We start from the raw sequence: 24,186 nt of genomic DNA on the forward strand, positions 1-24,186 counted from the left end.
TCCTGCGCCTCAGCCCTTCACCTCGGAGACCCCCGCGCCGTGCTTGTGCTCGACATCGTGCTGCTCGACATGCCCGCCGAACTGGAAGCGCATCGCAGAGAGCAGCTTCTCGCCGTAATTGTTGCCCGACCGGCTGCGGAAACGCGCGAACAGCGACGAGGTGAGCACCGGTGCGGGCACCGCCTCCTCGATCGCCGCCTCGATCGTCCAGCGCCCCTCGCCGGAATCGGCGACCTCGCCGGTGTAGTTGCTCAGCGTGATGTTCTGCGCAAGTGCGTTGGCGCACAGATCGAGCAGCCACGACGACACCACCGAACCACGGCGCCACACCTCGGCGATGTCGGCCATGTTGAGATCGAAGCGCTGATCCTCGGGCAGATCACCCGAGTTCTTGTTGCGCATGATGTCGAAGCCTTCAGCGTAGGCCTGCATCATCCCGTACTCGATGCCATTATGGACCATCTTGACGAAATGCCCCGAACCGGCCGGCCCGCAATGCAGATAGCCCTGCTCGGCACGCGGGTCGAACTTCTCGCGGCCCTTGGTCTCCTCGATCTCGCCCTTGCCGGGTGCCAGCGCGGCGAAGATCGGATCGAGACGGTCGACCGTTTCCTTCGAGCCACCGATCATCATGCAGTAGCCGCGATCGAGCCCGTGCACGCCGCCGGACGTACCAACGTCGATGTAGTTGATCCCCTTTTCCGACAGTTCCTTCGCGCGACGGATGTCGTCCTTGTAGAAGGTGTTGCCGCCATCGATGATGGTGTCGCCCTTCTCCAGGATCGTGGACAGTTCGCCGATCGTGTCCTCGGTGATCTTGCCGGCGGGCAGCATCACCCACACGGTGCGGGGCGCATCCAGCTTGCCGACCAGATCCTTGAGCCCATTGGATGGCGTGCCGTGCGCACTATCGGCAATCTTGCTGACCACGCCGGCATCGCGGTCATAGACCACCACCTTGTGGTCGTGACGCGACAGACGCACGCTGATGTTGCCACCCATCCGGCCAAGCCCGATGATCCCGATCTGCATCGAAAAACTCCAACAGAGATATCATGAAGAAAGGGCCCGCATCCGGTGTGGATGCGGGCCCCGAAGATCGTTCAGGCCGCGGCCTTGATCGCCTTGCCGATGGCGTCCAGCCCGGAGGCGAGGTCGCCGCTGACATGCACCCGCAGCGCCCGACGGCCACGCTCGCTCAGCACGTCGAAATCGCCACGCGCCTGCGCCGCCTTCACCACGCCGAACGTGTATTTCTCGCCCGGCACCGCGACGTCGGCCGCATCGTCGGCGGTGATCTGCAGGAACACGCCGCTGTTGGGTCCGCCCTTGTAGGCCTGACCGGTCGAGTGCAGGAAGCGCGGCCCGAACTCGGCGACGGTGGCGACGTGACGCCCGTCACGCACCGCCAGGCGCGCCTCCTCGATCCAGTCGATCGTCTTCGGCTCGCGCTGGATATAGGCCAGCAGACCGATATAGTCGCCGGCCTTGGCCTGGTCGAACAACGCCTTGAGCAGCGGCTCCAGCGTCGTTGCCCCACCGAGCTTCGCCTGATTGGCCTCGTCGGTGAAGAAGCTGAACGCGCCATCTGTGGCGAAGGCGGTCTCAGCGGGCAGCTTGCCGGAGCTGTTGTAGGCGTCGGTCAGCTTGCGGGTCTCGACCTTGCTGGCCTCGACATCCGGCTGGTCGAACGCATCGATGCCGATGATCGCGCCGGCGACCGCAGTGGCGAACTCCCAGCGGAAGAACTCGCCGATCACCTGCTCCTTGGTCTCGAGCGTGATCCGCACCACGGGATGGCCGGCCTTGGCCAGCGCATCGAGTGCCGCATCCTGCGAGCTGTCGCCCTTGAGCAGCACGGCGGCGAACACACGGTCCTCGCCATAGACCGAGGGCGCGCCCAGCGTCTCGTTATCGATGGGGATCAGACCGCGGCCGATCTTGCCGGTGGATTCCGCCAGCAACTGCTCCAGCCAGGCACCGAGATCATAGATGTCCTTCGAGGTGACGAAGGTGACCTTGTCGCGGCCGTGATTGGCCGAGACCCCCAGCACCGTGCCGAGGATCGCACCCGGATTCTGCCCGACCGGCACGTTCGACGCGCAGGACGACGCCATGCGGATCGCTTCGCCGAGCACGGTGTCGAGATCGAGCCCCATCGCCGCGGCCGGCACCAGGCCGAAATTCGACAGCACCGAATAGCGGCCGCCGATCTGCTTGTCGCCATAGAAGATCTTGCGGAAGCCGTCACCCTTGGCGACCTGCTCCATATGCGAGCCGGGATCGGTGACGGCGACGAAATGGCTGCCCGCCTTGTCGCCCACCGCCTTCTTCATGCGATCGAAGAAATACGCCTTGAGGATGTTCGGCTCCAGCGTGCCACCCGATTTCGAGCTGACGATCACCAGCGTCTTCGACAGGTCCACCTTCTTCTCGAAGGCCACCACCTGCTGCGGATCGGTGCTGTCCAGCACATGCAGGGTCGGGAAGCCGGCCTGCTTGCCGAAGGTCTCGGCCAGCACTTCCGGGCCGAGGCTGGAGCCACCCATGCCGAGCAGCAGCACGCTGTCGAAACCGCCCGTCTTCACATCCTGCTGGAACGCCTTGAGCTCATCGACATGCGCGAGCCGCTCATGCGGCACATTCAGCCAGGCGAGCCACTTCGCCTCATCGCCACCCGTCCAGACCGACGCGTCCTTCGCCCAGATCCGGCGGGTGGTGCCGTCCTTGCGCCACGTCTCGATGCTCTCCTTGACGGCCTTGTCGAGCGCTTCCGGCAGGGCGACGCTCATCGCCGCCAGCTTCGCACCCAGCTTTTCCGTACGCTTGGCCGCCACCGCGCCGAGCAGCGCGTCGAACGCATCCTCGAAGGATTTCACGCCCTCCTTGACCAGCGTGGCGGTGACGCCAGGCAAGTCGAGCCCGAGCCGGTCGGCCTCGGCGAGCACCTTCTTCGCCCCGTCCACATCCTCGACCAGCGAGTTGCGCGGCGTGCCGTGATCGCGGAACGCGTCCATCGTCGCCGGCGGCATGGTGTTGACGGTATCGGCGCCGATCAGCTCCTCGACATACAGCACGTCGCTGTACGCCTTGTCCTTGGTGCCGGTGGACGCCCACAGCAGCCGCTGCGGGTTCGCGCCCAGAGCCGCCAGTTTCTGCCAGCGCTCGCTCTTCGTCACTTCCAGGTAATGCTGGTATGCGAGCTTGGCGTTGGCGATCGCCACCTTGCCGCGCACGGCCTTGAGTGCCTCGGCATCCTTGTCGCCGGCGGCGACGCGCTTGTCGATCGCACCGTCGATCTTGCCGTCGATCCGGCTGACGAAGAACGACGCCACCGACGCGATCGCGTCGATCTTCTCGCCCTTCGCCGCCCGCGCCTCAAGACCGGCGATATAGGCCTCGAGCACCTTCTTGTAGGCATCGAGCGAGAACAGCAGCGTCACGTTGATATTGATGCCGTCCTCGATCAGCGTGCGGATCGCCGGCACGCCCGGTTCGGTACCCGGCACCTTGACCATCAGGTTGCGGCGATCAACCGTCTTCCACAGCCGGCGCGCCTCGGCGATCGTCGGCTCGGTCTGCAGGCCGAGATAGGGCGACACCTCGAGGCTGACATAACCGTCCAGCCCGCTGGTCGCCACCCAGACCGGATCGAGCACCGCGCAGCCATTGCGGATGTCCTCGATCGCCATCGCCTCGTAGATGGTGCCGGCATCATCCAGCCCCTCGCCAAGCAGCTTGTCGAACTGCGCGTCGTATTCGGTGCCGTGGCCCATCGCCTTCTCGAAGATCGACGGGTTCGACGTCACGCCACGCAGCCCGTCATTGTCGACGAGCCCCTTCAGCTTGCCTTCGGCGATGAAGCTGCGCTGGATGAAGTCCAGCCAGGGCGACTGACCGTATGCATCGAGTGCCACCAGAGGATTGGACTGCCCGGCGGCGGAGGGTTTCGGGTTCTCGATCACGTTCATCACGCATCTCCCATTCAGGGTTGCGGCCGGGCGATCGCCTCGGGCCGCCATCGCGTCCGGATACGCTCCGGACCGGCGCAGAATTCTCTCCCCGGCCCGCCACGAGAGCGGACCGGGGCCGGACGCCTCAGCCGGCCTTCGCCGCCTGCTTGCGGGCAGCCTCGACGACCTTGTCGACCGTGAAGCCGAACTTGTCGAGCAGGGCCGCGAGCGGCGCGGAAGCGCCGAACGTCCTGATGCCGATGATGGTGCCGGTCGGGCCGGCATAGCGATCCCAGCCAAGGGTCGCCGACATCTCGATCGTCACGCGGTTCCAGTTGTCGGGCGGCAGAACCGAGTCCCGATACGCCTGGTCCTGTTCCTCGAACAGCTCCCAGCTGGGCAGCGACACCACGCGCGCGGCGATGCCCTCGGCCGAGAGCTTCTCCCAGGCCTGCACCGCAAGCTGGAGCTCCGAACCGGTGGCGATCAGGATCACCTTCGGCGCCGGCGCGTCGGCCAGCACGTAGCCGCCCTTCGCCACCCCCTTGGCGGAGGCGAATTTCTCGCGATCCAGCGTCGGCAGGTTCTGCCGGCTGAGGATCAGCGCGGACGGACGGTCCTTGAGCGGCAGCAGCACCCGCCAGGCCTCGGCGACCTCGTTGGCATCGCCCGGACGCATGGTGATCAGCCCCGGCGTGCCGCGAAGCTGCGCGAGCTGCTCGATCGGCTGATGGGTGGGTCCGTCCTCACCGACGCCGATCGAGTCGTGGGTGAAGATGTACTGGACCGGCAGCTCCATGATCGAAGACAGCCGGATCGGCGCCTTCATGTAATCCATGAAAATCAGGAAGCCCGACACATAGGTGCGCAGGCCCGCCAGCGCCATGCCGTTGGCGATCGATCCCATCGCATGCTCGCGAATGCCGAAATGCAGGTTCCGGCCGCCATAATTGTCAGCCTCGAAGCTGCCCGCGCCCTGGAAGGTCAGGTTGGTCTTGGTCGAGGGCGCGAGATCAGCCGCGCCGCCGATCAGATACGGCACATGGGTGGCGATCGCATTGAGCACCTTGCCGGAGGTATTGCGCGAGGCATCGCCCTTGGCGTCGGCCGGGAAGGTCGGAATGTCCGCATCCCAGCCCGGCGGCAGCTCGTGCGCCTCGAGTTCATCGAGCTCGCGGGCGAGATCGGGATACTGCGTGCGATACTTCGCCAGCATCTCCTTCCACTCGGCCGACAGCTTCGCGCCACGCGCACCGATCCCCTCGGCGAAATGCTGCATCACCCCGTCAGGGACATAGAACGTCTTGTCCTCGGGCCAGCCATAGGCGCGCTTCGCCCCCTTGACCTCCTCGTCGCCGAGCGCCTCGCCATGCGCCGAATGGGTGCCGGCCTTTTTCGGCGCGCCATAGCCGATCACGCTGTGCACGATGATCATCGTGGGCTTTGACGTGTCGGCCTTCGCCTCGTCGATCGCCTTGAGGAACGCCGCGGTGTCGTTCGCGTCGGCCACTTCCAGCACGCCCCAGCCATAGGACTCGAAGCGCTTGTGGACGTTCTCGCTGAAGGCGAGATCGGTACTGCCCTCGATGGTGATGTGGTTGCTGTCGTAGATCCAGGTCAGGTTGCCGAGCTTGAGATGGCCAGCCACCGACGCCGCCTCGGAACTCACCCCCTCCATCATGTCGCCGTCACCGCACAGCACATAGACATGATAGTCGAACAGCGGAAATCCGGGCTTGTTGTAGCGGCTGGCAAGATAGCGCTCGGCCATTGCCATGCCGACCGAATTGCCGCAGCCCTGACCGAGCGGACCGGTGGTGGTCTCCACGCCGGAGGTGTGGCGATATTCCGGATGCCCAGGCGTGCGCGAGCTGATCTGGCGGAACTGCTTGAGATCATCGAGGCTCAGCGCCGGCTCGCCGGGTGTCTGATGGTTCTCGCCGGCCGACACCACGCCGGTCAGGTAGATCAGCGAATACAGCAGCATCGACGCATGGCCGATCGACAGCACGAAGCGGTCGCGGCCCGGCCATTGCGGGTCCTTCGGGTCGTAGCGCAGCACGTTCTGCCACAGCTCGTAGGCGACCGGGGCGAGCGCCATGGGCGTTCCGGGATGGCCGGAATTGGCCTTCTGCACCGCATCCATCGACAGCGTGCGGATGGTGTCGATGCAGAGCTTGTCGATCCCGGTCGCGCCGGTCCCGGAAGCAGGCGCACTGCCCGTTCCGTCGGCCATGCGCGCAGGCAGACAGCTGCGTGCGATCAGAGTACCCCTCATACGCTGACTCCTCTATATTTTTTATGTGCCATCATACTGCTCCCCCCAGCCTCGAAAGGAAAGCGCGCGCGGCGGTGTTTCGTTGTCGCCCCCCACGGCCTCGGACGATCACATTGTCTCGACCGGCCCGCGTCGTCGGGAACCGTTTGTCACAAACGCGATCAATGGTGCCCGCGGTCGCGACTGAACAGGGCGTGGGTCTTCTCCCGCATGGTCTGGAACACGACGTAGAGCAGCGGGATGACGAAGATGCCGATGAAGCTCGACGCCAGCATGCCGAAGAACACCGGCGTGCCGACATCCCGCCTGCTGATCATCGCCGCCCCCGATGCATCCACCAGTGGCCAGACGCCGAGGATGAAGGCGAACGAGGTCATCATCACGGCCCGGAACCGCATGGCCGCCCCCTCGGCGGCGGCGTCGCGGATCGACGCCCCCGCCTCGCGCCGCTCCTTGGCGAACTCGACGATCAGGATGCCGTTCTTCGCCGCCAGCGCGATCAGCACCACCAGCCCGATCTGGGCATAGAGATCGAGCGCCAGCCCGCTCACCTTGATGCCCAGCATCGCGCCCAGCACGCCCACCGACACCGACAGCAGCACCGGGATCGGGATCACCCAGCTCTCGTAGAGGGCGACGAGGAACAGGAACGCGAACAGCAGCGCCATCGCCAGGATCGGCCCGGTCTGACCCTGCGCCTGGATTTCCTGATAGGCGGTGCCGGTCCACTCGTAGCCATAACCGGCCGGCAGCACCTGCTTCGAAATGCCGTCCATCGCCGCCAGCGACTGGCCCGAGGAGATGCCCGGCCCCGCACTGCCGTTGATCGTCACCGCGCGATAGTTGTTGTAGCGGGTGATCGCCTGCGGCGAGGTGATGTAGCGCGCCGTCGCCACCGACGACAGCGGCACCACGCCGCCACTCGAGTTGCGGACGTAGATCTTCCACAGATCGCTGATCGACGAGCGGTCGCGCGCCTCGCCCTGCACATAGACCTGCCAGGTGCGGCCATAGAGGTTGAACAGATTGACATACGAGCTGCCGAGTGCGGTCTGCAGGGCGCCGAAGATGTCGGCGATGTTGAGCCCCAGTTCCTGCGCCTTGGCGCGGTCGATATCGAGATAGATCGACGGATTGGTGTTGTCGAAGGTGGTGAACACCCGTGCGAGCATCGGGCTGGCGTTCGCCGCCCCTACCACGCCGTAGGTGTAGCGGCCGAGCTCGCCGAAATCCTGTCCCTCCAGCGCCTCGAGCTCGTATTCGAACCCACCCGAGGCCGACAGGCCGATCACCGGCGGCAGATTGAACGGCACCACCATCGCACCCAGCAAGGACTGGCTCTGCCGCGCCATGCGCGCGATCAGCGTCTGCGCGCGCTCCTCCACCGAAGTCCGGTCGGCAAACGGCTTCAGCCGTCCGACCACGAAGCCGGCATTCGGCTCCTGCACCTGATCAAGGAACGAGAAGCCGGTGACGGTGAAGGTGTGCGCCACCCCCGGCAGCTTCGCCACCATCTGCTCGACCTTGGTCAGCTCGTCATGCGTGCGCGTCACCGACGAGCCGTCAGGAAGCTGGATCGAGTTGAAGAAGACGCCCTGGTCCTCCTCCGGCAGGAACCCGCCCGGCAGCCCTGACTGCACCAGCACGATGCCGCCGAAGCACACCGCCACCATCACCAGGCTGAGGACCGAGAAGCGCAGCAGGCGCTCGACGATGCTCGCATAGCCCCGCCGCGACCGCTCGATCACGCCCATCACACGGCCCATGATGCCGCGACTCTTGTCGGTGTGACGCAGGAACACGCCGCACATCGCCGGCGACAGCGTCAGCGCATTGAGCGCCGAGATCAGCATCGCGATACAGATCGTCACCGCGAACTGCTGGAACAGCACGCCCGACAGGCCGGGAATGAAGGCGATCGGCACGAACACCGACAGCAGCACCAGCGAGATCGCGATGATCGGGCCGGTGATCTGCGTCATCGCCTTGCGTGCCGCCTCCTTCGGATGCAGATCCGGCTCCTCCTCCATCACGCGTTCGACATTCTCGACCACCACGATCGCGTCATCGACCACGATGCCGATCGCCAGCACCATCGCCAGCAGCGACACCGTGTTGGCGGTGAAACCGAGGGCCAGCATGCCGGCGAACGCACCGATCAAGCTGACCGGCACCGCGATGGTGGGGATGATGGTGGCGCGGATGTTGCCGAGGAACAGAAACACCACGATCACCACCAGCACGAAGGCGATCAGCAGCGTCATGATCACCTCGTGCACGGTGTCGTGCACGAAGTCGGTGCTGTCATAGGTGACGTTGTATTCGAGGCCCTGGGGGAAACGCTGAGCGAGATGCGCGACCTTCTGCTTGATGGCGTTGGCGGTGTTGATCGCGTTCGCCCCCGGCGAAAGATAGATCGCGAGCGCCACCGAGGGCTTGCCGTCGAAGCGCGATTCGGAATCGAGGCTGGTCGCACCGAGCTCGACGCGCGCGATGTCACGCACCCGCAGCACCGCGCCGTCAGGAGTGGCGCGAATGACGATGTTGCCGAATTCTGCCGCCGTGGTCAGCCGCCCCTGGGTCTGGACGTTGAGCTGGTACTGCTGGTCCTTCGGCGAGGGCTGCGCGCCGATCCGGCCCACCGCGGCGACCTGGTTCTGCGCGGCGATCGCGTTCGTCACATCGGTGACCGACAGGCCGAGCTGGGTCAGCCGGTTCACGTCGACCCACACCCGCATGGCGTAGTTCTGCCGCGACAGCAGCCGCGCCTGACCCACACCGGTGATGCGCGAGACCTCGTCGATGACGTTGATGGTGAGGTAGTTGGCAATGAACAGCGGCGTGAACTTGCCGCTGGGGCTGTAGAAGTTGATGAACTGCAGGATCGCCGAGGAGCGCTTCTGCACCGTCAGCCCCTGCGCCTGCACCGCTGCAGGCAGCTGCGGATTGGCGGTCTGCACCCGGTTGAGCACGTTGACGGTGTCGACATCGGGATCGGTGCCGAGCAGGAAGCTGACGGTGAGGTTGTAGCTGCCGTCATTGCCGCTGGTCGAGCGCATGTAGATCATCTTGTCGACACCGACGACCTGCGCCTCGATCGGCTGGCCGACCGCCGCCTCCACCACCGCCGCCGACGCACCGTAATAGGTTCCGGTGACCTGCACCTGCGGCGGCACGATGTCGGGGAACTGGGCGATCGGGATGCGGGTCATCGCCACCAGGCCCGCAAGGGTGATCACGATCGCGATCACCACCGCCAGGCGCGGCCGATCGATGAAGACGCCAGAAATCATCGCTGTCCTCCCGAACCGCCGGCCTCAGCCGTGCGCCGCCGGTGCGTTGTTGTCGCGGCTCATCGGCTTCGCATCCACCTTCTGGCCGAGATGCACCCTCTGGATGCCGTCGGCGATGAAGGTCTGGCCCGGCTTAAGTCCATGGCGAACCACCACATCGGTGCCGTCCTCGTCGCCCAGCGTGATGTCGATCCGCGTCGCGTCGCCCTTGTCGTCGACGCCGTAGACGTAAGTGCCCTGCTGGTCGGCCAGCACCGCCGCGCGCGGCACCACGAGCTGCGTCTGCGGCTGCGGATCGCCGACGGTGACGGTGACGAACTCGCCATCGAACAGGGTGCGGCTGCCGGTACCGCTCTCGGCGGCGCCATGCAGCGGGTTGGGTACCGTCGCGCGCAGGTTCAGCGTGTCGGTATTGGTCGCCACGGTGGGCGCGACATAGTCGAGCTTGCCGGTCTGGTCATAGGTCGAGCCGTCGGCCAGCGTGAAGGTCAGCTTCGCCGCCCCCAGCCCGCCCTGGCTCGCGAACGACGAGCGCATCGCCAGCAGATCGCGGGTGGCGACCGGAAACAGCACATACATCGGGTCCTGGCTGACGATGGTGGCCAGCGCTCCCGAGTTCGGGCTGACCACGTTGCCGGGATTGACCGCGGTCGCGGTGATGCGGCCGTCGATCGGTGCACGGATCTCGGTATAGTCGAGCTGGATCTGCGCGTATTGCAGGTTGCCCTGCGCCGACAGCAGGGCGCCGACATTGCCGCGCGCGCTGGCCACCGCGTTGTCGAAATTCTCCTTGGCGAAGGCTGGCGAGTTCTGCAGGTTCTTCTGCCGCTGGAGCTGGATTCCGGAATTGACCGTGGTCGCCTTCGCCTGCGCGACCGCGCCCTGCTGCGTCAACACGTTGGCCTGAAAAGGCCCCTGTTCGAGCTTGTAGAGCAGGTCGCCCTTGTGGACCTCGCTGCCCTCCTTGAACAGTCTCTCGTCGAGATAGGCCGTCACACGCGGGATCAGGGCGACACTGTCGATCGCCTGCACACGCCCGGTGAACTGCCGGGTCTGTGTCACCGGCCGGGTACCCGCGACCAGCGTGCCGACGACGGGTGCCGGGCGCGACGCGGGGGCCGGATCCGCTGCCAGGGCGGGCCCTGCCGAGGCGGCGAGTGCCCAGCACGCTATCGCCGATGGCAGCCAGCCAGATGCAGTGCGCTGCCCCATCAACCCGGAACTCCTGACCGCCATCGCGCCACCCCTGGCCGTCGCGCGACGAGACATGCCCGCTCCCGGCTCGTTGTTGAGAAGGACCGGGCCTGAATTAGGGCGACGCTGACCGATTGGTCAATCCTTAAGCCGGCGACCTGTTTTCTCCGCCAGCCGCACAATATCCCGTCAGAGCGGGCCGTGTAGCCAGCTATTGAAGTGAAACCCGCGGCTGTCTCGGCTGTTCTGCGCTGGCAACATGGCACGTCTCCGGACGGTGCCACATCCGAGCGGAGATCTTCCCATTGGCCAATTATGCCTCACGCCTTCGTGAAGGTCTCCCCTATCCTCGCGGCGCAACCTGGGACGGCGAGGGCGTGAATTTTGCGCTGTTTTCCGCCAATGCCACCAAGGTCGAGGTCTGCCTGTTCGACTCCGACGGTAAGACGGAGATCGAGCGGATCACGCTGCCCGAATACACCGACCAGATCTTTCACGGCTATCTGCCCGATCTCGCCCCCGGTCAGCTCTACGGCTACCGGGTCCATGGCTCCTATGCTCCGGAGGAAGGCCACCGTTTCAATCCGAACAAGCTGCTGCTCGATCCCTATGCGCGCATGCATCATGGCGAGCTGGTCTGGGATCCGGCAATATTCGGTTACACGCTCGGCCACCCGGACGGAGATCTGAGTTTCGACGAGCGCGACAGCGCGCCATTCGTGCCCAAGAGCGTCATCGTCGATGCCGGGTTCGACTGGCATGGACAGCCCACCCGCCGACCCGTCGCCTGGGACCGCACCATCCTCTATGAAACCCATGTGCGCGGCTACACGAAGCTGCATCCGAAAGTCGCGGAGCATCTGCGCGGCACCTACGCCGGCCTCGCGACCAGGGAGGTGCTGGACTACATCCACGGCCTCGGCGTCACCTCCGTCGAGCTGCTGCCGATCCACAGCTTCATCAACGACGGCCCGCTGCTCGACAAGGGCCTCACCAACTACTGGGGCTACAACACGATCGGCTTCTTCGCACCCGATCCGCGCTACTCCGCCGATCGCGACCAGACATTGCGCGAATTCAAGGAGATGGTGTCGAAGTTCCATGACGCCGGACTCGAGGTGATCCTCGACGTGGTCTACAACCACACCGCCGAGGGCAACGAGCAGGGACCGACACTTTCGTTCAAGGGCATCGACAACGCCTCCTACTACCGGCTGCTGCCCGACAACAAGCGTTACTACATCAACGATACCGGCACCGGGAACACCGTGAACCTGTCGCATCCGCGGGTCATCCAGATGGTCACCGACAGCCTGCGTTACTGGGCGATGGAGATGCATGTCGACGGGTTCCGCTTCGATCTCGGCACCATTCTTGCCCGAGAGCCCAATGGCTTCGACAACCAGTCCGGCTTCCTCAAGGCCTGCTCGCAGGATCCCGTGCTGAGCTCGGTAAAGCTCATCGCTGAGCCCTGGGACTGCGGCCCGGGCGGCTATCAGGTCGGCGGCTTCCCGCCCGGCTGGGCGGAGTGGAACGACAAGTTCCGTGACGACGTACGCGACTACTGGAAAGGTGACGGCTCGGCGAAATCGCTCGCACCCCGCCTGCTGGCCTCACCCGAGACCTTCAATCACCAGGGTCGTCGCCCCTGGGCGTGCGTGAACTTCATCACCGCCCATGACGGCTTCACGCTCAACGACATCGTCACCTACAATGACAAGCACAATGACGCCAATGGCGAGGACAATCGCGACGGCAGCTCCGACAACCGTTCGTGGAACTGTGGCGTCGAGGGACCGACCGACGACGAGGAGGTCAACCGTCTCCGCGCCCGCCAGATCCGCAACCTGCTCGCGACCCTGCTGCTCAGCCAAGGTACGCCGATGCTGCTCGCCGGCGACGAATTCGGCCGCACGCAGCAGGGCAACAACAACGCCTATTGCCAGGACAGCGAGATCAGCTGGGTCAACTGGGAGATCGAGGAGAAGGGCCATAGCCTGATCGCCTTCGTCCAGCGCCTCACCGCGCTGCGTGCTCGGTTTCCCATGTTGCGTCGCGGCCGCTTCCTGACCGGCGCGCACAACGACGAGCTCGACATCAACGAGATCACCTGGATCGGCGCCGGCGGCGAGGCCATGACCCAGGAAGAATGGGACAACCCGCAGGTACAGTGCTTCGGCATGATGCTCGACGGGCGTGCGCAGACCACCGGCATTCGCAAGCGTGCGCTCGACAACACCCTGCTGATCATCTTCAACGCCTGGCAGGACGTGGTGAACTTCACCCTGCCCGAGCAGGCCGGCCCGTGCGTGTGGCGCCGGGAGATCGACACCAACCTGTCGGAGGCGACCGGGGCGGAGGAAACCAGCTTCTCGTCGGGCGACGTCTATGAAATGACCGGTCGCTCGGTGCTGATGTTCGCCCGCGACAAGGAAGCCTCGTGATCCGCACCCAGCACGGGCCGTTGCCGCTCGGCGACGGTCTGGTCCGCTTCCGCCTCTGGGCGCCGGCCCAGGACCGTGTCGGCCTCGAACTCGACGGGCACGACCACGCGATGGTTGCGCATGACGACGGCTGGCACACGCTCGATATCGCGGCCGCGCCGCTCGCGCGCTACCGCTTCGTGCTCGGCGACGGGCTGCGCGTGCCCGACCCGGCCTCGCGCTTCCAGCCCGAGGACGTGCATGGACCCTCGCAGCTCCGCGATCCGGGCACCTGGCGCTGGCGCAACGAGTGGGCCGGTCGCCCCTGGGGTGATGCGGTGATCTACGAGCTGCATGTCGGCACGTTCTCCGAAGCAGGCACCTTTCTCGGCGCGATCGAGCATCTCGACGCGCTGGCCGCGCTCGGCATCACCGCGGTGCAGATCATGCCGGTGAGCGATTTCTCCGGTGCACGCAACTGGGGCTATGACGGCGTGCTGCCCTACGCGCCCGATTCCGCCTATGGCACGCCGGACGATCTCAAGGCGCTGGTGGATGCAGCCCACGCACGCGGGCTGATGATCTTCCTTGACGTCGTCTACAACCATTTTGGTCCGGACGGAAACTACCTCTCCGCCTACGCGCCGCAGTTCTTCACAGACCGCCACAAGAGCCCCTGGGGCGACGGCATCAATGTCGATGGCGAGGACAGCGGCCCCGTGCGGGCCTATATCCTCGACAATGTCCGCATGTGGATCGAGGAATTCCGTTTCGACGGGCTGCGCTTCGATGCGGTGCACGCAATCAAGGACGATTCACGCCCGCATATCCTCACCGAGATCGCCCGTGTCGCGCGCGGCTGCGTCGACCGGCCCGTGCACCTGATCCTGGAGAACGAGCACAACGACGCCCACAAGCTCGAGCGCCGCGATGGCCGCCCGATCACCTTCACCGCGCAGTGGAACGATGACGTCCACCATGTCCTGCACGTGGTGACCACCGGCGAGAGTGCCGGCTATTATCACGACTACACCGACCGTCCTGCCCTGCTCGGCCGCGCCATCGCCGAGGGCTTCGCCTATCAGGGCGAGACCATGCCCTATAGCGGGTTGCAGCGCGGCGAGCCGAGCGCCTACCTGCCGCCGGAGGCGTTCATCGCCTTCATCCAGAACCACGACCAGATCGGCAACCGCGCGTTCGGCGACCGCATCGCCGCACTGATCCCGCGGGAACCCCTGCGCGCCATCACCGCCATCACGCTGCTGCTGCCACAGATCCCGATGCTGTTCATGGGCGAGGAATGGGGCTGCCGGCAGCCTTTCGCCTTCTTCTGCGATTTCGAGGGCGATCTCGCCGACGCGGTGCGCGACGGACGACGCGCCGAATTCAAGAAATTCCCCGAGTTCCAGGACCCCAAGCAGCGCGAGCGCATTCCCGACCCCCTCGCCGAGAGCACGTTTCTGGCGTTCCGGCTCGACCGCGCCAAAGCCGATCCCGCCACCCTGCAGCACTACACCGACCTGCTGCGCGTGCGCGCCCGCTGCATCCGGCCACTCATCGACCACATCACCCATGGCGGCACTACGACCGCGCTCGCCACCAATGCCTGGCAGGTGCGCTGGCAGGCCGACACTCCGGCGGGTCGACGCGTCCTGACGGTGCAGTTCAACCTCTCCCCCAGCCGGGTCACCGCCCGGCCCACCGGCGGACGGGTGATCTGGACCGAGGGCGACACCCTTCCCGATCTTGGCCCCTGGGCCGTCCGCTGGTCTGTGGAGACCCCATGAGCCTGGTTCCGCGCGCTACCTACCGCCTCCAGCTTCACAAGGAATTCGGCTTCGGCGACGTCGCCGCCATCGCCCCCTATCTTGGACGGCTCGGCATCAGCCACGTCTATGTCTCGTCCTGGCTCAAGGCGCGGCCGGGCAGTACGCATGGCTATGACGTGGTCGACCATACCGCGCTGAACCCCGAACTGGGCAGCGAGCAGGATTTCACCGCGATGATCGCCGCCCTGCGCGGCCAACAGCTCGGAATCATCCTCGATTTCGTGCCGAACCACATGGGCGTCGGCGGCGCGGAGAACGCCGCCTGGCTCGATGTCCTGGAATGGGGCCCCTCTTCGCGCCACGCCGGCTATTTCGACATCGACTGGGATCCCGATCGGCGTTACCTGCGCGACAAGCTGCTGGTGCCCTTCCTCGGCAGCCAGTATGGCGAGGCTCTGAGGAAAGGCGACGTCGCCCTCAAGGTGGATGCGGAACATGGCGGTCTCGCCGTCTGGGCCTACGACGCGCACAAGCTGCCGGTCTGCCCGCTGCATTACGATGAGGTGCTGCGCGGCACCCAGCTCGAGCTGGCCCGTCTCGGCGACGCATTCAGCGATCTCGCCTACTGGCAGCCACAGATGGCCGAGCGCGCCGACGAGCTCAAGGCCGAGCTGGCCGCGGCATTGCGCGATCCGACGACCCGCGCGACGCTCGACGCCACCATCGCCGCCATCAATGCCGATCCGGCCCGTCTCGATGCGCTGATCGAGCGCCAGTACTGGCGCCTCGCCTTCTTCGGCGTCGCCAGCGACGACATCAACTATCGGCGTTTCTTCAACATCAACGATCTCGCCGGGCTGCGCATGGAACTGCCCTCGGTGTTCCGCGACGCGCATCGCCGCATCCGACGCTGGCTCGATGACGGCACGCTCGACGGCATCCGCCTCGACCATATCGACGGGCTGCTCGACCCGAAGACCTATCTGGTCCGGCTGCGCGAGCTGTCCGAACGCCCGTTCTACCTGGTGGTGGAAAAGATTCTCTCCGCCCACGAATCCCTGCGCCCCGACTGGCCGGTCGAGGGCACGACCGGCTACGATTTCACCAACCAGATCCTCGGGGCGCTGATCGACCCGGCCGCCGAGCCGACGCTCGATGCGTTCTATCGCGACTTCACCGGCATCGACACACCCTTCGAGAGCATCGTGCATGAATGCAAGCTGCGCATCATGGACGTGGAGATGGCGAGCGAACTCAACGTGCTCGGCCGGGATGCCGGGCGCATCGCACGCCAGAACCCGCTGACGGCGGATTTCACCCGCCACATCCTCCAGCGCGCCCTGCGCCAGATCGTCGCCTGCTTTCCGGTCTACCGCACCTATATCGATGGCGAGGGAACACCCACCGAGGCTGATCGCCGCGATCTAGACTGGGCGATCTCGCAGGCGCGTCGGCGCGAGCCGGTGCTCGACCCCTCGGTGTTCGACTTCCTCGCCGCCCTGCTGTCGGGGGAGCTGGCGAGTGCGCCGGATTCGGGCTTCTCGCGCACCCGCGCGCTCCGCCTGGCGATGAAGGCGCAGCAATACAGCGGCCCGGTGATGGCCAAGGGTCTCGAGGACACCGCCTTCTATCGCTACAACCGCTTCGTCGCCCTCAACGAGGTCGGCGGCGAGCCCGACCGCTTCGGCCTCAGCGCCAACGCCTTCCACCGCGCCAATGCCCAGCGGGCGAAGCACTGGCCGTCGGCGATGCTCGGTACCTCCACCCATGACACCAAGCGCGGCGAGGACACACGCGCCCGCCTCGCCGTGCTGGCCGACCTGCCGGAGGAATGGACCCGCCAGGTGCAGGGCTGGAGCCGGCTGCTGCGCGCCCGTCGCGGCGACGTGGAGGGCAATGCGCCGCCGGATCGCAACGACGAATACCTGCTCTACCAGCTTCTGATCGGGAGCTGGCCCGTCGAGATGCTCGACGAGGTCGATGCGAAGGGCCTGGAGACCTACGGCGAGCGGATCGCCGGTGCTCTGGAGAAATCCATGCGCGAGGCCAAGCTACATTCGAGCTGGGCCATGCCGGACGAAGCCTACGAGACGGCGATGCAGACCTTCGCCCGTGATGCGCTCGACCCGGAGCGAGCAGCGTTCTTCAACAGTTTCCTGCCCTTCGCGCGCCGCATCGCCGAGGCGGGCGTCCGCAACTCCCTGGCACAGACCGTCGCCAAGCTGACCCTGCCCGGCATGCCCGACACCTATCAGGGTTGCGAGATGTGGGACCTGTCGCTGGTCGATCCCGACAACCGCCGCCCCGTGGACTATGCCGCGCGCGAAGCCGCCCTCGCCCGCCTCGCCGCGGTGGCCGACACCGATCGCGCGGCCCATCTGCGCGAGTTGCTGCGCGAGTGGCGCAGCGGCGCGATCAAGCTCGCCGTCACCCATGCGCTGCTCGAACTGCGCAGCGAACTGCCCGAGCTGTTCGCACACGGCAGCTACGAACCGCTGACCATCACACCGGCCCAGGCCGCCGAAGGCGAACTCCCCGTTCTGGGCTGGCGTCGCGTGCAGGGTGAGGTCGAGCTGGTGGCGGTGATCACCCGCTTCCCCGGCCGCGACACCAGCGTCTCCGGCCTTGCCGCCATTCCGTCCGGCGTCTGGGACGATGTGCTCTCGCAGCGCAGCGTCACCATCAGCGACGACGCGATCGCACTCGACACGCTGCTCGACGGCCTGCCGGTGGCGGTGTTGGTGCGCCGCTGAGCCGTCTCAGCCCCGCAGGTCGAGCAGCGCGCGCACCAGCACGCGCAGCGTGGCGGTGCCGTCCTCGAGACTGAGGAACTCGTCGGGGTGATGGCTGAGCCCGTCTCGGCAACGTGCAAAGATCATCGCCACCGGGCCCAGCGTGCCCATCACCATCGCGTCGTGCCCCGCGCCGCTGGACAGGGTCATCGTCGGCTCGCCCAGTGCCGACGCCGCACGATGCAGACGCTGCTGCCAGTCCGGATCGCAGCGCGCCGCCGCGGCCTCGTGTACGATCTCGCCCTGGCAGACGACGTGATGCGCCTGCGCGATCGTGTCCAGCGCCTGTCGGATCTCCGCCAGCGCGCGCTCGCGCAGCGTATCGTCGGGTGCGCGCAGGTCGAGACTGAACCGCACCTCGCCCGGCACCACGTTCGCCGCCCCCGGCAGCACGCTCATCTGCCCCACCGTCGCGGTCAGCGACGCATGTGCCAGTCCCACCGCCCGGATCGCCCCCACCATCTCGGCCGCCGCGGCCAGCGCGTCGCGACGCCCCGCCATCGGCTCGGTACCGGAATGTCCGGCCCGCCCCAGCACCACGAAGCGCATGCGCGTCGCACCGTTGATCGCACTGACCACTCCGATCCGCCGGCCCGCGCGCTCCAGCACCGGCCCCTGCTCGATATGCGGCTCGACATAGGCGAGCACACCGGCCGGGTCGCGCGCCAAGGTCGCGATCGCACCCGCATCGCCGCCGAAATCCGCCAGCGCATCGGCGAACGAGATCCCGTCCGCATCATACGCGTCGGCCAGCGTGGCCGCATCGAGCCGTCCGGCCAACGCCCGCGATCCGGTCAGCGTCACCGGGAAGCGCACCCCTTCCTCGTCGCCGAACCCCAGCACCTCCACCGCGAACGGCAGCGCGACGGCATCCAGCACCTCCATCGCGGCAATCCCGGCGAGCACCCCGAACGCACCGTCGAACCGACCGGCATTGCGCACCGTGTCGAGATGCGAGCCGATCAGCAGCGCTCGTGCGCCGTCCGGCCCCGCGCGCCGGCCGACCAGCGTGCCGGCGGCGTCCAGCCCCGTCGCCAGCCCGGCCTCGCGCATCCAGCCCGTCACCATCGTCACCGCGGCGCGATGCGCCGGCGTGAACGGCAGCCGCGTCAGCCCCGGCCCGTCGGTACAGTCGGCAAGCGTATCGAGCCGCCCCATCATCCGCCGGGCGGCCTGTTCGATCCGGGAGTCGAGTTCGATCATCATCGTGTCCATCGCGGACGGGATTTTGCCTTCGACCGCCGACCCGCGACAAGATCGGCACCCGAACCGCAGGAGCGCTGAAACGAAATGACCGGCAAGTTGTCCACCCATGTCCTCGACACCGCCACCGGCCAGCCGGGCGCGGGCATGCGGCTCGATCTCTTCCGCATCGAAGGCGAGCATCGCGAACTGCTCGGCACGTTCGTGACCAATGCGGACGGCCGCTGCGACGCGCCGCTGCTCGCCGGCGAGGCGCTCCGCGCCGGCACCTATGCCCTGACCTTCCACGCAGCCGAATGGCGCGGCGATGCCCCCGGCTTCTACGACGAGATCACCATCCGCTTCGTCGTCGACGACCCCGCGCGCAGCTATCACGTGCCACTCGCCCTGAGCCCGTTCGGCTACTCGACCTACCGCGGAAGCTGACCCTGACAAGTTTCACTATTGTAACAGGGTTCATTATATTTCTCCCGGTTCTCCCTTTTTGTCTTGATCCATCCCGGAAATTCCGATCAGGTTAATTTGGCGTCATGAGAGCGACACCTGGCTGCACCGCCGGTCTCTGCTCCAGGGCGCGATCCGATCGATCTGCAAGGAGTTTCCGGCTTGCCGTTTCCCTACCGAACCGATCCCCTCCGCCGTGCGGCCCTGCTGGCGAGCTGCCTGGCCGTCACCGTGCTCGCGCCTTCCGCGCGCGCCGCGGACGCGTCCGGCTGGACCGCGACAGACACGCAGGCCTTCGTGCCGGCCATGCTCGCCCCCCGTGTCGGCGCCACCGCCGCCACGCTGGCCTTCCAGCAGCGCCTGCGCACCGCCGCCGCCTCGGCGACCGACGTCGAGGCCACCACACCGGTCAGCGTCACCGTCGCGCTGAAACTGCGCAACGAAGCCGAGCTCGATGCCCACAACCGCTCCGGCGCAGCACCGCTGAGCGCGGCGGAGGTCCTCGTCCGCTTCGCCCCGACCCAGGCCCAGGTCGCCGCCGTGGTCGCGCATCTGCGCACCGCCGGCTTCACCGACATCGAGGTCGCGCCGAACCGCCTGCTGATCACGGCGAACGGCAGCGCCGCCGCGGTACAGACCGCATTCCACACCCGGCTCGCACAGTTCACCTTCGACAACCGGGCGGTGTTCGCCAACACCTCCGCCGCCCAGGTGCCGTCCGCCCTCGGCGGCACGGTCGCCAGCGTGCTCGGCCTGCAGAGCGTCGTGCGCCCGCGCACGATGCTACATCGCGGCCCGCTGCGCTCGCCCGCAAATCTTTCTCCGCTCGCCGGCACCCGCGCCACCGCCTCCACGGTCGCCCACAGCCCGACCGATTTCGCCAAGATCTATGATGCCAGCTCGATCTCGACCGGCTCCGGCACCAAGGTCGGCATCATCACCTGGGGATCACTGACCAAGGTGATCACCGATCTCAAGAGCTTCACCTCCTCGGCCGGCCTGCCGACACAGACCACCACCACCGTCAAGACCGGTTCCAGCGGCTCGTATGTCGTGGATGCCGATTCCGACGGCGAATGGTGCCTCGACAGCCAGACGATCGTCGGCACCTCGGGCGGCGTGTCGCAGCTCTATTTCTACACCGCGCCCAACGGCGGCAATGGCCCGACCGATGCCGGCATCACCGCCGCCTACAACCGCGCCGTCAGCGACGACATCGTCAAGGTCATCAACGTCTCCCTCGGCGAGGACGAGACCGCGTCCCACAGCTCGGGCACGCAGTCGGCCGACGACGCCATCTTCAAGACCGCCGTCGCGCAGGGGCAGACCTTCTCGGTCTCTGCGGGCGACGAGGGCGTGTACGAATCGACCGGCGGCGTGATCACCGACGCCAACGGCAACCTCAACACCGACCTGTCCAAATACAGCGTCAGCGAGCCCGCGACCTCGCCCAACGTGATCGCCGTCGGCGGCACCACACTGTCGACCACGTCGACGACCACCTGGGCCGGCGAGACGGTCTGGAACGAGGGCCTCGCCTACGCCGACGACTATGACTATACCGAGCGCCTCTGGGCGACCGGCGGCGGCGTCAGCGTCTACGAGACCGCCCCCTCCTACCAGACCACCGCACTCGGCTCCTCCACCACCAAGCGCGTCCTGCCCGATATCGGCTTCGACGCAGCCCAGGTCTCCGGTGCGAAGATCATCGTGCATGGCAGCACCGAGCAGATCGGCGGCACCTCGCTCGCGTCCCCGATCTTCGTCGGATTGTGGGCGCGTCTGGAAAGTGCCAATTCCAACGCGCTGAAGTTCCCGGCCTCGAGCTTCTACGCCACCTTCCCCGGCCAGCCGACGCTGCTGCACGACGTCACCAGCGGCAACAACGGCTACAACGGCTACGGCTACAAGGCCGCGACCGGCTACGACCGCACCACCGGCTTCGGCAGCTTCGATACCGCCAAGCTCGCCACCTATATCAGCGGCCATTCCACCTTCGCCCGCTGATCGCCTCCTGCACCGATCTCCGCGCGGCGCGGAGATCGGTGCAGCCTGCCACACCGCAATATCATTTGACGCCACGGTCCGACCCGCCTGCACTCCTACGTGCAGAACAGGGGATGGATTCATGGACCGCCACTTCGTCCAGCCGCTCAATCCGGACGCGGAGCCCTATCCGGTCGAAGCCGACGCCAGCGCCGCCTTCTGGCGCAAGGGCGCGCGGCAGACGATTCCCGGCCCCGACACGATCGGCGCGTATGCCCGCAGCCGACCGGCCCCGGTCGAACCCGTGCCCGGCCGCCGCGCCTGGATCATCGGCAGCGGCGTCGCCGGCCTCGCCGCCGCCTTCTACATGATCCGTGACGGACGCATGCAGGGCCACGACATCACCATCCTCGACGCGATGGACATCGCCGGCGGCTCGCTCGACGGCGCGGGCAATGCCGAGGACGGCTACATCATCCGCGGCGGCCGCGAGATGAACTGGAACTACGACAATTTCTGGGACGTGTTCGCCGACATCCCGGCCCTCGAACTGCCCAGCCCCTACAGCACGCTCGACGAATACCGGATGGTCAACGACAACGACCCGAACTGGTCGAAGGCGCGGCTGCTGCATCGAAGGGGCGAGGTCCGCCCCTTCGCCACCCTCGGACTGAGCCGCGCGCAGCAATGGGAACTGCTGAAACTCTTGCTCAGGCGCAAGGAGGATCTCGACGACATCACCATCGAGCAGTATTTCTCGCCCGGCTTCCTCGAGACCAATTTCTGGTATCTCTGGCGCTCGATGTTCGCCTTCCAGAACTGGCAGAGCCTGCTGGAAATGAAGCTCTACATGCACCGCTTCCTCGATGCGCTCGACGGGATGGCGGACATGTCGGCGCTGGTGTTCCCCAAATACAACCAGTACGACAGTTTCGTGGTGCCGCTGACGCGTTTCCTCGCCGACCATGGCGTGAGGATGCGCTTCGGCATCCGCGCCTACGACCTCGACATGACCGACGATGCCCGCACCGTCACTTCGATCCGCTGCAGGACCGGCGAGGCGGACGAGACCATCCCCCTCGGCCCCGACGACGTCGTGTTCGCCCTCACCGGCTCGATGACCGAAGCCACCGCCTATGGCGATCTCGACACCGTGCCGGTGCTCGATCGCGGCGCGCTTGCCCCGCACGACGACAGCGACTGGGCGCTGTGGCGCAACCTTGCGCGAAAATCACCGATCTTCGGCCGGCCGGAGAAATTCTGCGGCAATGTCGACGCCTCGATGTGGGAATCGGCCACGCTGACCTGCCGCCCCTCGCCGCTGATCGACCGGCTGCGCGAACTCTCGGTCAACGACCCCTATTCGGGCCGCACCGTCACCGGCGGCGTCATCACCTTCACCGATTCCGCCTGGGTGCTGAGCTTCACCTGCAACCGCCAGCCCCATTTCCCCGACCAGCCCGACGATGTCATCGTGCTGTGGGTCTATGCGCTGCTGATGGACAAACCCGGCGACCATGTCGGCAAGACCATGCCCGAATGCACCGGCCGCGAGATTCTCGCCGAGCTATGCTTTCATCTCGGCATCATCGACCATCTCGATGCCGTGGTCGAAAACACCAAGGTGCGTCTCGCCCTGATGCCCTACATCACCGCGCAGTTCATGCCACGCGCGGCCGGCGACCGCCCGCGCGTGGTGCCCGAAGGCTGCACCAACCTCGCCCTGCTCGGCCAGTTCGTCGAGACCGCCAACGACGTCATCTTCACCATGGAAAGCTCGGTGCGCACCGCGCGCATCGGTGTCTACACCCTGCTCGGCCTGCCCAAGCAGGTTCCCGACATCAGCCCGTCGCAATACGACGTCCGCAACATGCTGCGCGGCGCCCGCGCGATGAACAACAACGAACCGTTCCTCGGCGAACGCCTGCTTCACCGCCTGCTGGGCCGCACCTACTTCGCCCATGTCCTGCCACCGCTGCCCGACCACGACACCACCGAGGACGCCGCGGAGGCGGAAATGACCGGCCTGTTCGGCCGCGGCCATCAGGCGATCGCCACCCTCTCGGGCTGGGTGCGAGGCTTCCGTGACAGGCTCGGCGAGAGGTCTTAGCCAACTCTCTATCGGGAATTACTATAAGTAAGTGGAGGTCGAATATGAGCGTTACCGGTCTTGCATTTCTTGGGATGGTCTTGAATTGTCATATAACCGATGCTCATTATAAATTCCGATCTTCTTCCGAAGTGTCCGCCGAATTTGTTGACATTGGTGATACGAGCATCAATGAAAATGACGGCAAGACAATCGCTTTGCGAATGGATTTTTCGCGAACAGGTCATCAGTTTTGGTGGATCGCATCGGATGGAGGCAATACGACCCCAGAGAATATGACTCCAATCGAACACAAATCAAAAGATGATTCATCATTACAAGAAACACATGACTTAGGAAACATTTCCAAATTCGGATCACATGGAAACATATCTACACCGTTCATCGGATTCGACTCCAACTACAATGTGATCGATATAGTTCCATTGAAAAATGATACGCAGGCCCCTGCGCATTTCATAATGCCTTACCTGGGAAGTGTTATATGGAATGGATCCCAGAAGCCTTTCGGGTTCGGTTCAGCAGAAGATAGGATCGGAATCCAAATGTTCGATCTCGTGTCCTGCGATCGACATCGATAATATTTTGGACCAAGCGCGGGGGTATATACTTTATCTTCTACGCGCAGAGCTCTGAAGTGGCAGATGCGCGTCGGAAGACGGACGCTTCGATCTGGTCCAGCACTGCTCGATCTATTCCGGCGCGATCAGGAGCACGGGCATCGCCCTGGAGTGAACCGTC

The 24,186-nt window shown here is 65.8% G+C and carries 13 protein-coding genes; 7 read left to right on the forward strand and 6 right to left on the reverse strand.

Annotated elements, in window-relative coordinates; translation table 11 throughout:
• Positions 1–9: 9 nt before the first annotated feature.
• The 5 genes from gnd to FHR90_RS07060 all read right to left on the reverse strand — a co-directional run bounded on the left by gnd (position 10) and on the right by FHR90_RS07060 (position 10,736).
• Complete coding sequence (gene gnd / locus FHR90_RS07040; protein WP_176621731.1) at positions 10–1,032, reverse strand: phosphogluconate dehydrogenase (NAD(+)-dependent, decarboxylating); 1,023 nt, start codon at positions 1,030–1,032, stop codon at positions 10–12.
• 71 nt (positions 1,033–1,103) lie between these two features.
• Complete coding sequence (locus FHR90_RS07045; RefSeq protein WP_176621730.1) at positions 1,104–3,971, reverse strand: bifunctional transaldolase/phosoglucose isomerase; 2,868 nt, start codon at positions 3,969–3,971, stop codon at positions 1,104–1,106.
• A 127-nt stretch (positions 3,972–4,098) separates the two neighbouring features.
• Positions 4,099–6,189, reverse strand: coding sequence for a transketolase (gene tkt, locus FHR90_RS07050; RefSeq protein WP_246330102.1), 2,091 nt, complete (start codon positions 6,187–6,189; stop codon positions 4,099–4,101).
• Between the two features lie 203 nt (positions 6,190–6,392).
• Entirely contained in the window at positions 6,393–9,524 is a 3,132-nt protein-coding gene (locus FHR90_RS07055) for an efflux RND transporter permease subunit (protein WP_176621728.1), read from the reverse strand.
• A 24-nt stretch (positions 9,525–9,548) separates the two neighbouring features.
• Positions 9,549–10,736, reverse strand: a complete 1,188-nt coding sequence (locus FHR90_RS07060) for an efflux RND transporter periplasmic adaptor subunit (protein WP_183274965.1) — start codon at positions 10,734–10,736, stop codon at positions 9,549–9,551.
• A 278-nt stretch (positions 10,737–11,014) separates the two neighbouring features.
• On the opposite strand from FHR90_RS07060, the gene glgX reads away from it, so the two are divergent.
• From glgX to treY, 3 genes are read left to right on the forward strand one after another with little or no spacing between them, the layout of a single operon-like run.
• A complete protein-coding gene (glgX, locus tag FHR90_RS07065) occupies positions 11,015–13,162 on the forward strand; it encodes a glycogen debranching protein GlgX (RefSeq protein WP_394367821.1) in 2,148 nt (715 codons plus the stop codon).
• On the forward strand, positions 13,159–14,928 hold the full coding sequence (gene treZ, locus FHR90_RS07070; protein WP_176621725.1) for a malto-oligosyltrehalose trehalohydrolase: 1,770 nt from the start codon (positions 13,159–13,161) through the stop codon (positions 14,926–14,928). The genes glgX and treZ overlap by 4 nt, the downstream gene beginning before the upstream one ends.
• Positions 14,925–17,663, forward strand: coding sequence for a malto-oligosyltrehalose synthase (gene treY / locus FHR90_RS07075; protein ID WP_176621724.1), 2,739 nt, complete (start codon positions 14,925–14,927; stop codon positions 17,661–17,663). The genes treZ and treY overlap by 4 nt, the downstream gene beginning before the upstream one ends.
• Before the next feature lie 6 nt (positions 17,664–17,669).
• Here the strand turns inward: treY and FHR90_RS07080 are convergent, their stop codons facing one another.
• Positions 17,670–18,905, reverse strand: a complete 1,236-nt coding sequence (locus FHR90_RS07080) for a Zn-dependent hydrolase (RefSeq protein ID WP_246330083.1) — start codon at positions 18,903–18,905, stop codon at positions 17,670–17,672.
• An 87-nt stretch (positions 18,906–18,992) separates the two neighbouring features.
• Here FHR90_RS07080 and uraH point away from each other — a divergent pair, with 87 nt between their 5' ends.
• The 4 genes from uraH to FHR90_RS07100 all read left to right on the forward strand — a co-directional run bounded on the left by uraH (position 18,993) and on the right by FHR90_RS07100 (position 24,026).
• Positions 18,993–19,331, forward strand: coding sequence for a hydroxyisourate hydrolase (gene uraH / locus FHR90_RS07085; protein WP_176626981.1), 339 nt, complete (start codon positions 18,993–18,995; stop codon positions 19,329–19,331).
• Positions 19,332–19,511: 180 nt separating this feature from the next.
• Positions 19,512–21,356, forward strand: coding sequence for a S53 family peptidase (locus tag FHR90_RS07090; RefSeq protein ID WP_183274967.1), 1,845 nt, complete (start codon positions 19,512–19,514; stop codon positions 21,354–21,356).
• A 121-nt stretch (positions 21,357–21,477) separates the two neighbouring features.
• Positions 21,478–23,445 carry an oleate hydratase gene (locus tag FHR90_RS07095; protein ID WP_176623018.1) on the forward strand — a complete coding sequence of 656 codons (1,968 nt, stop codon included), beginning with the start codon at positions 21,478–21,480 and terminating at the stop codon, positions 23,443–23,445.
• Between the two features lie 44 nt (positions 23,446–23,489).
• Positions 23,490–24,026 (forward strand): hypothetical protein, encoded by a 537-nt coding sequence (locus FHR90_RS07100; protein WP_176623020.1) that lies wholly within the window; start codon positions 23,490–23,492, stop codon positions 24,024–24,026.
• The last annotated feature ends 160 nt before the right edge of the window (positions 24,027–24,186 follow it).

Origin of the sequence: Endobacter medicaginis (assembly GCF_014192375.1) — a bacterium.
In the GTDB taxonomy this organism is placed as follows: Bacteria; Pseudomonadota; Alphaproteobacteria; order Acetobacterales; family Acetobacteraceae; genus Endobacter; species Endobacter medicaginis.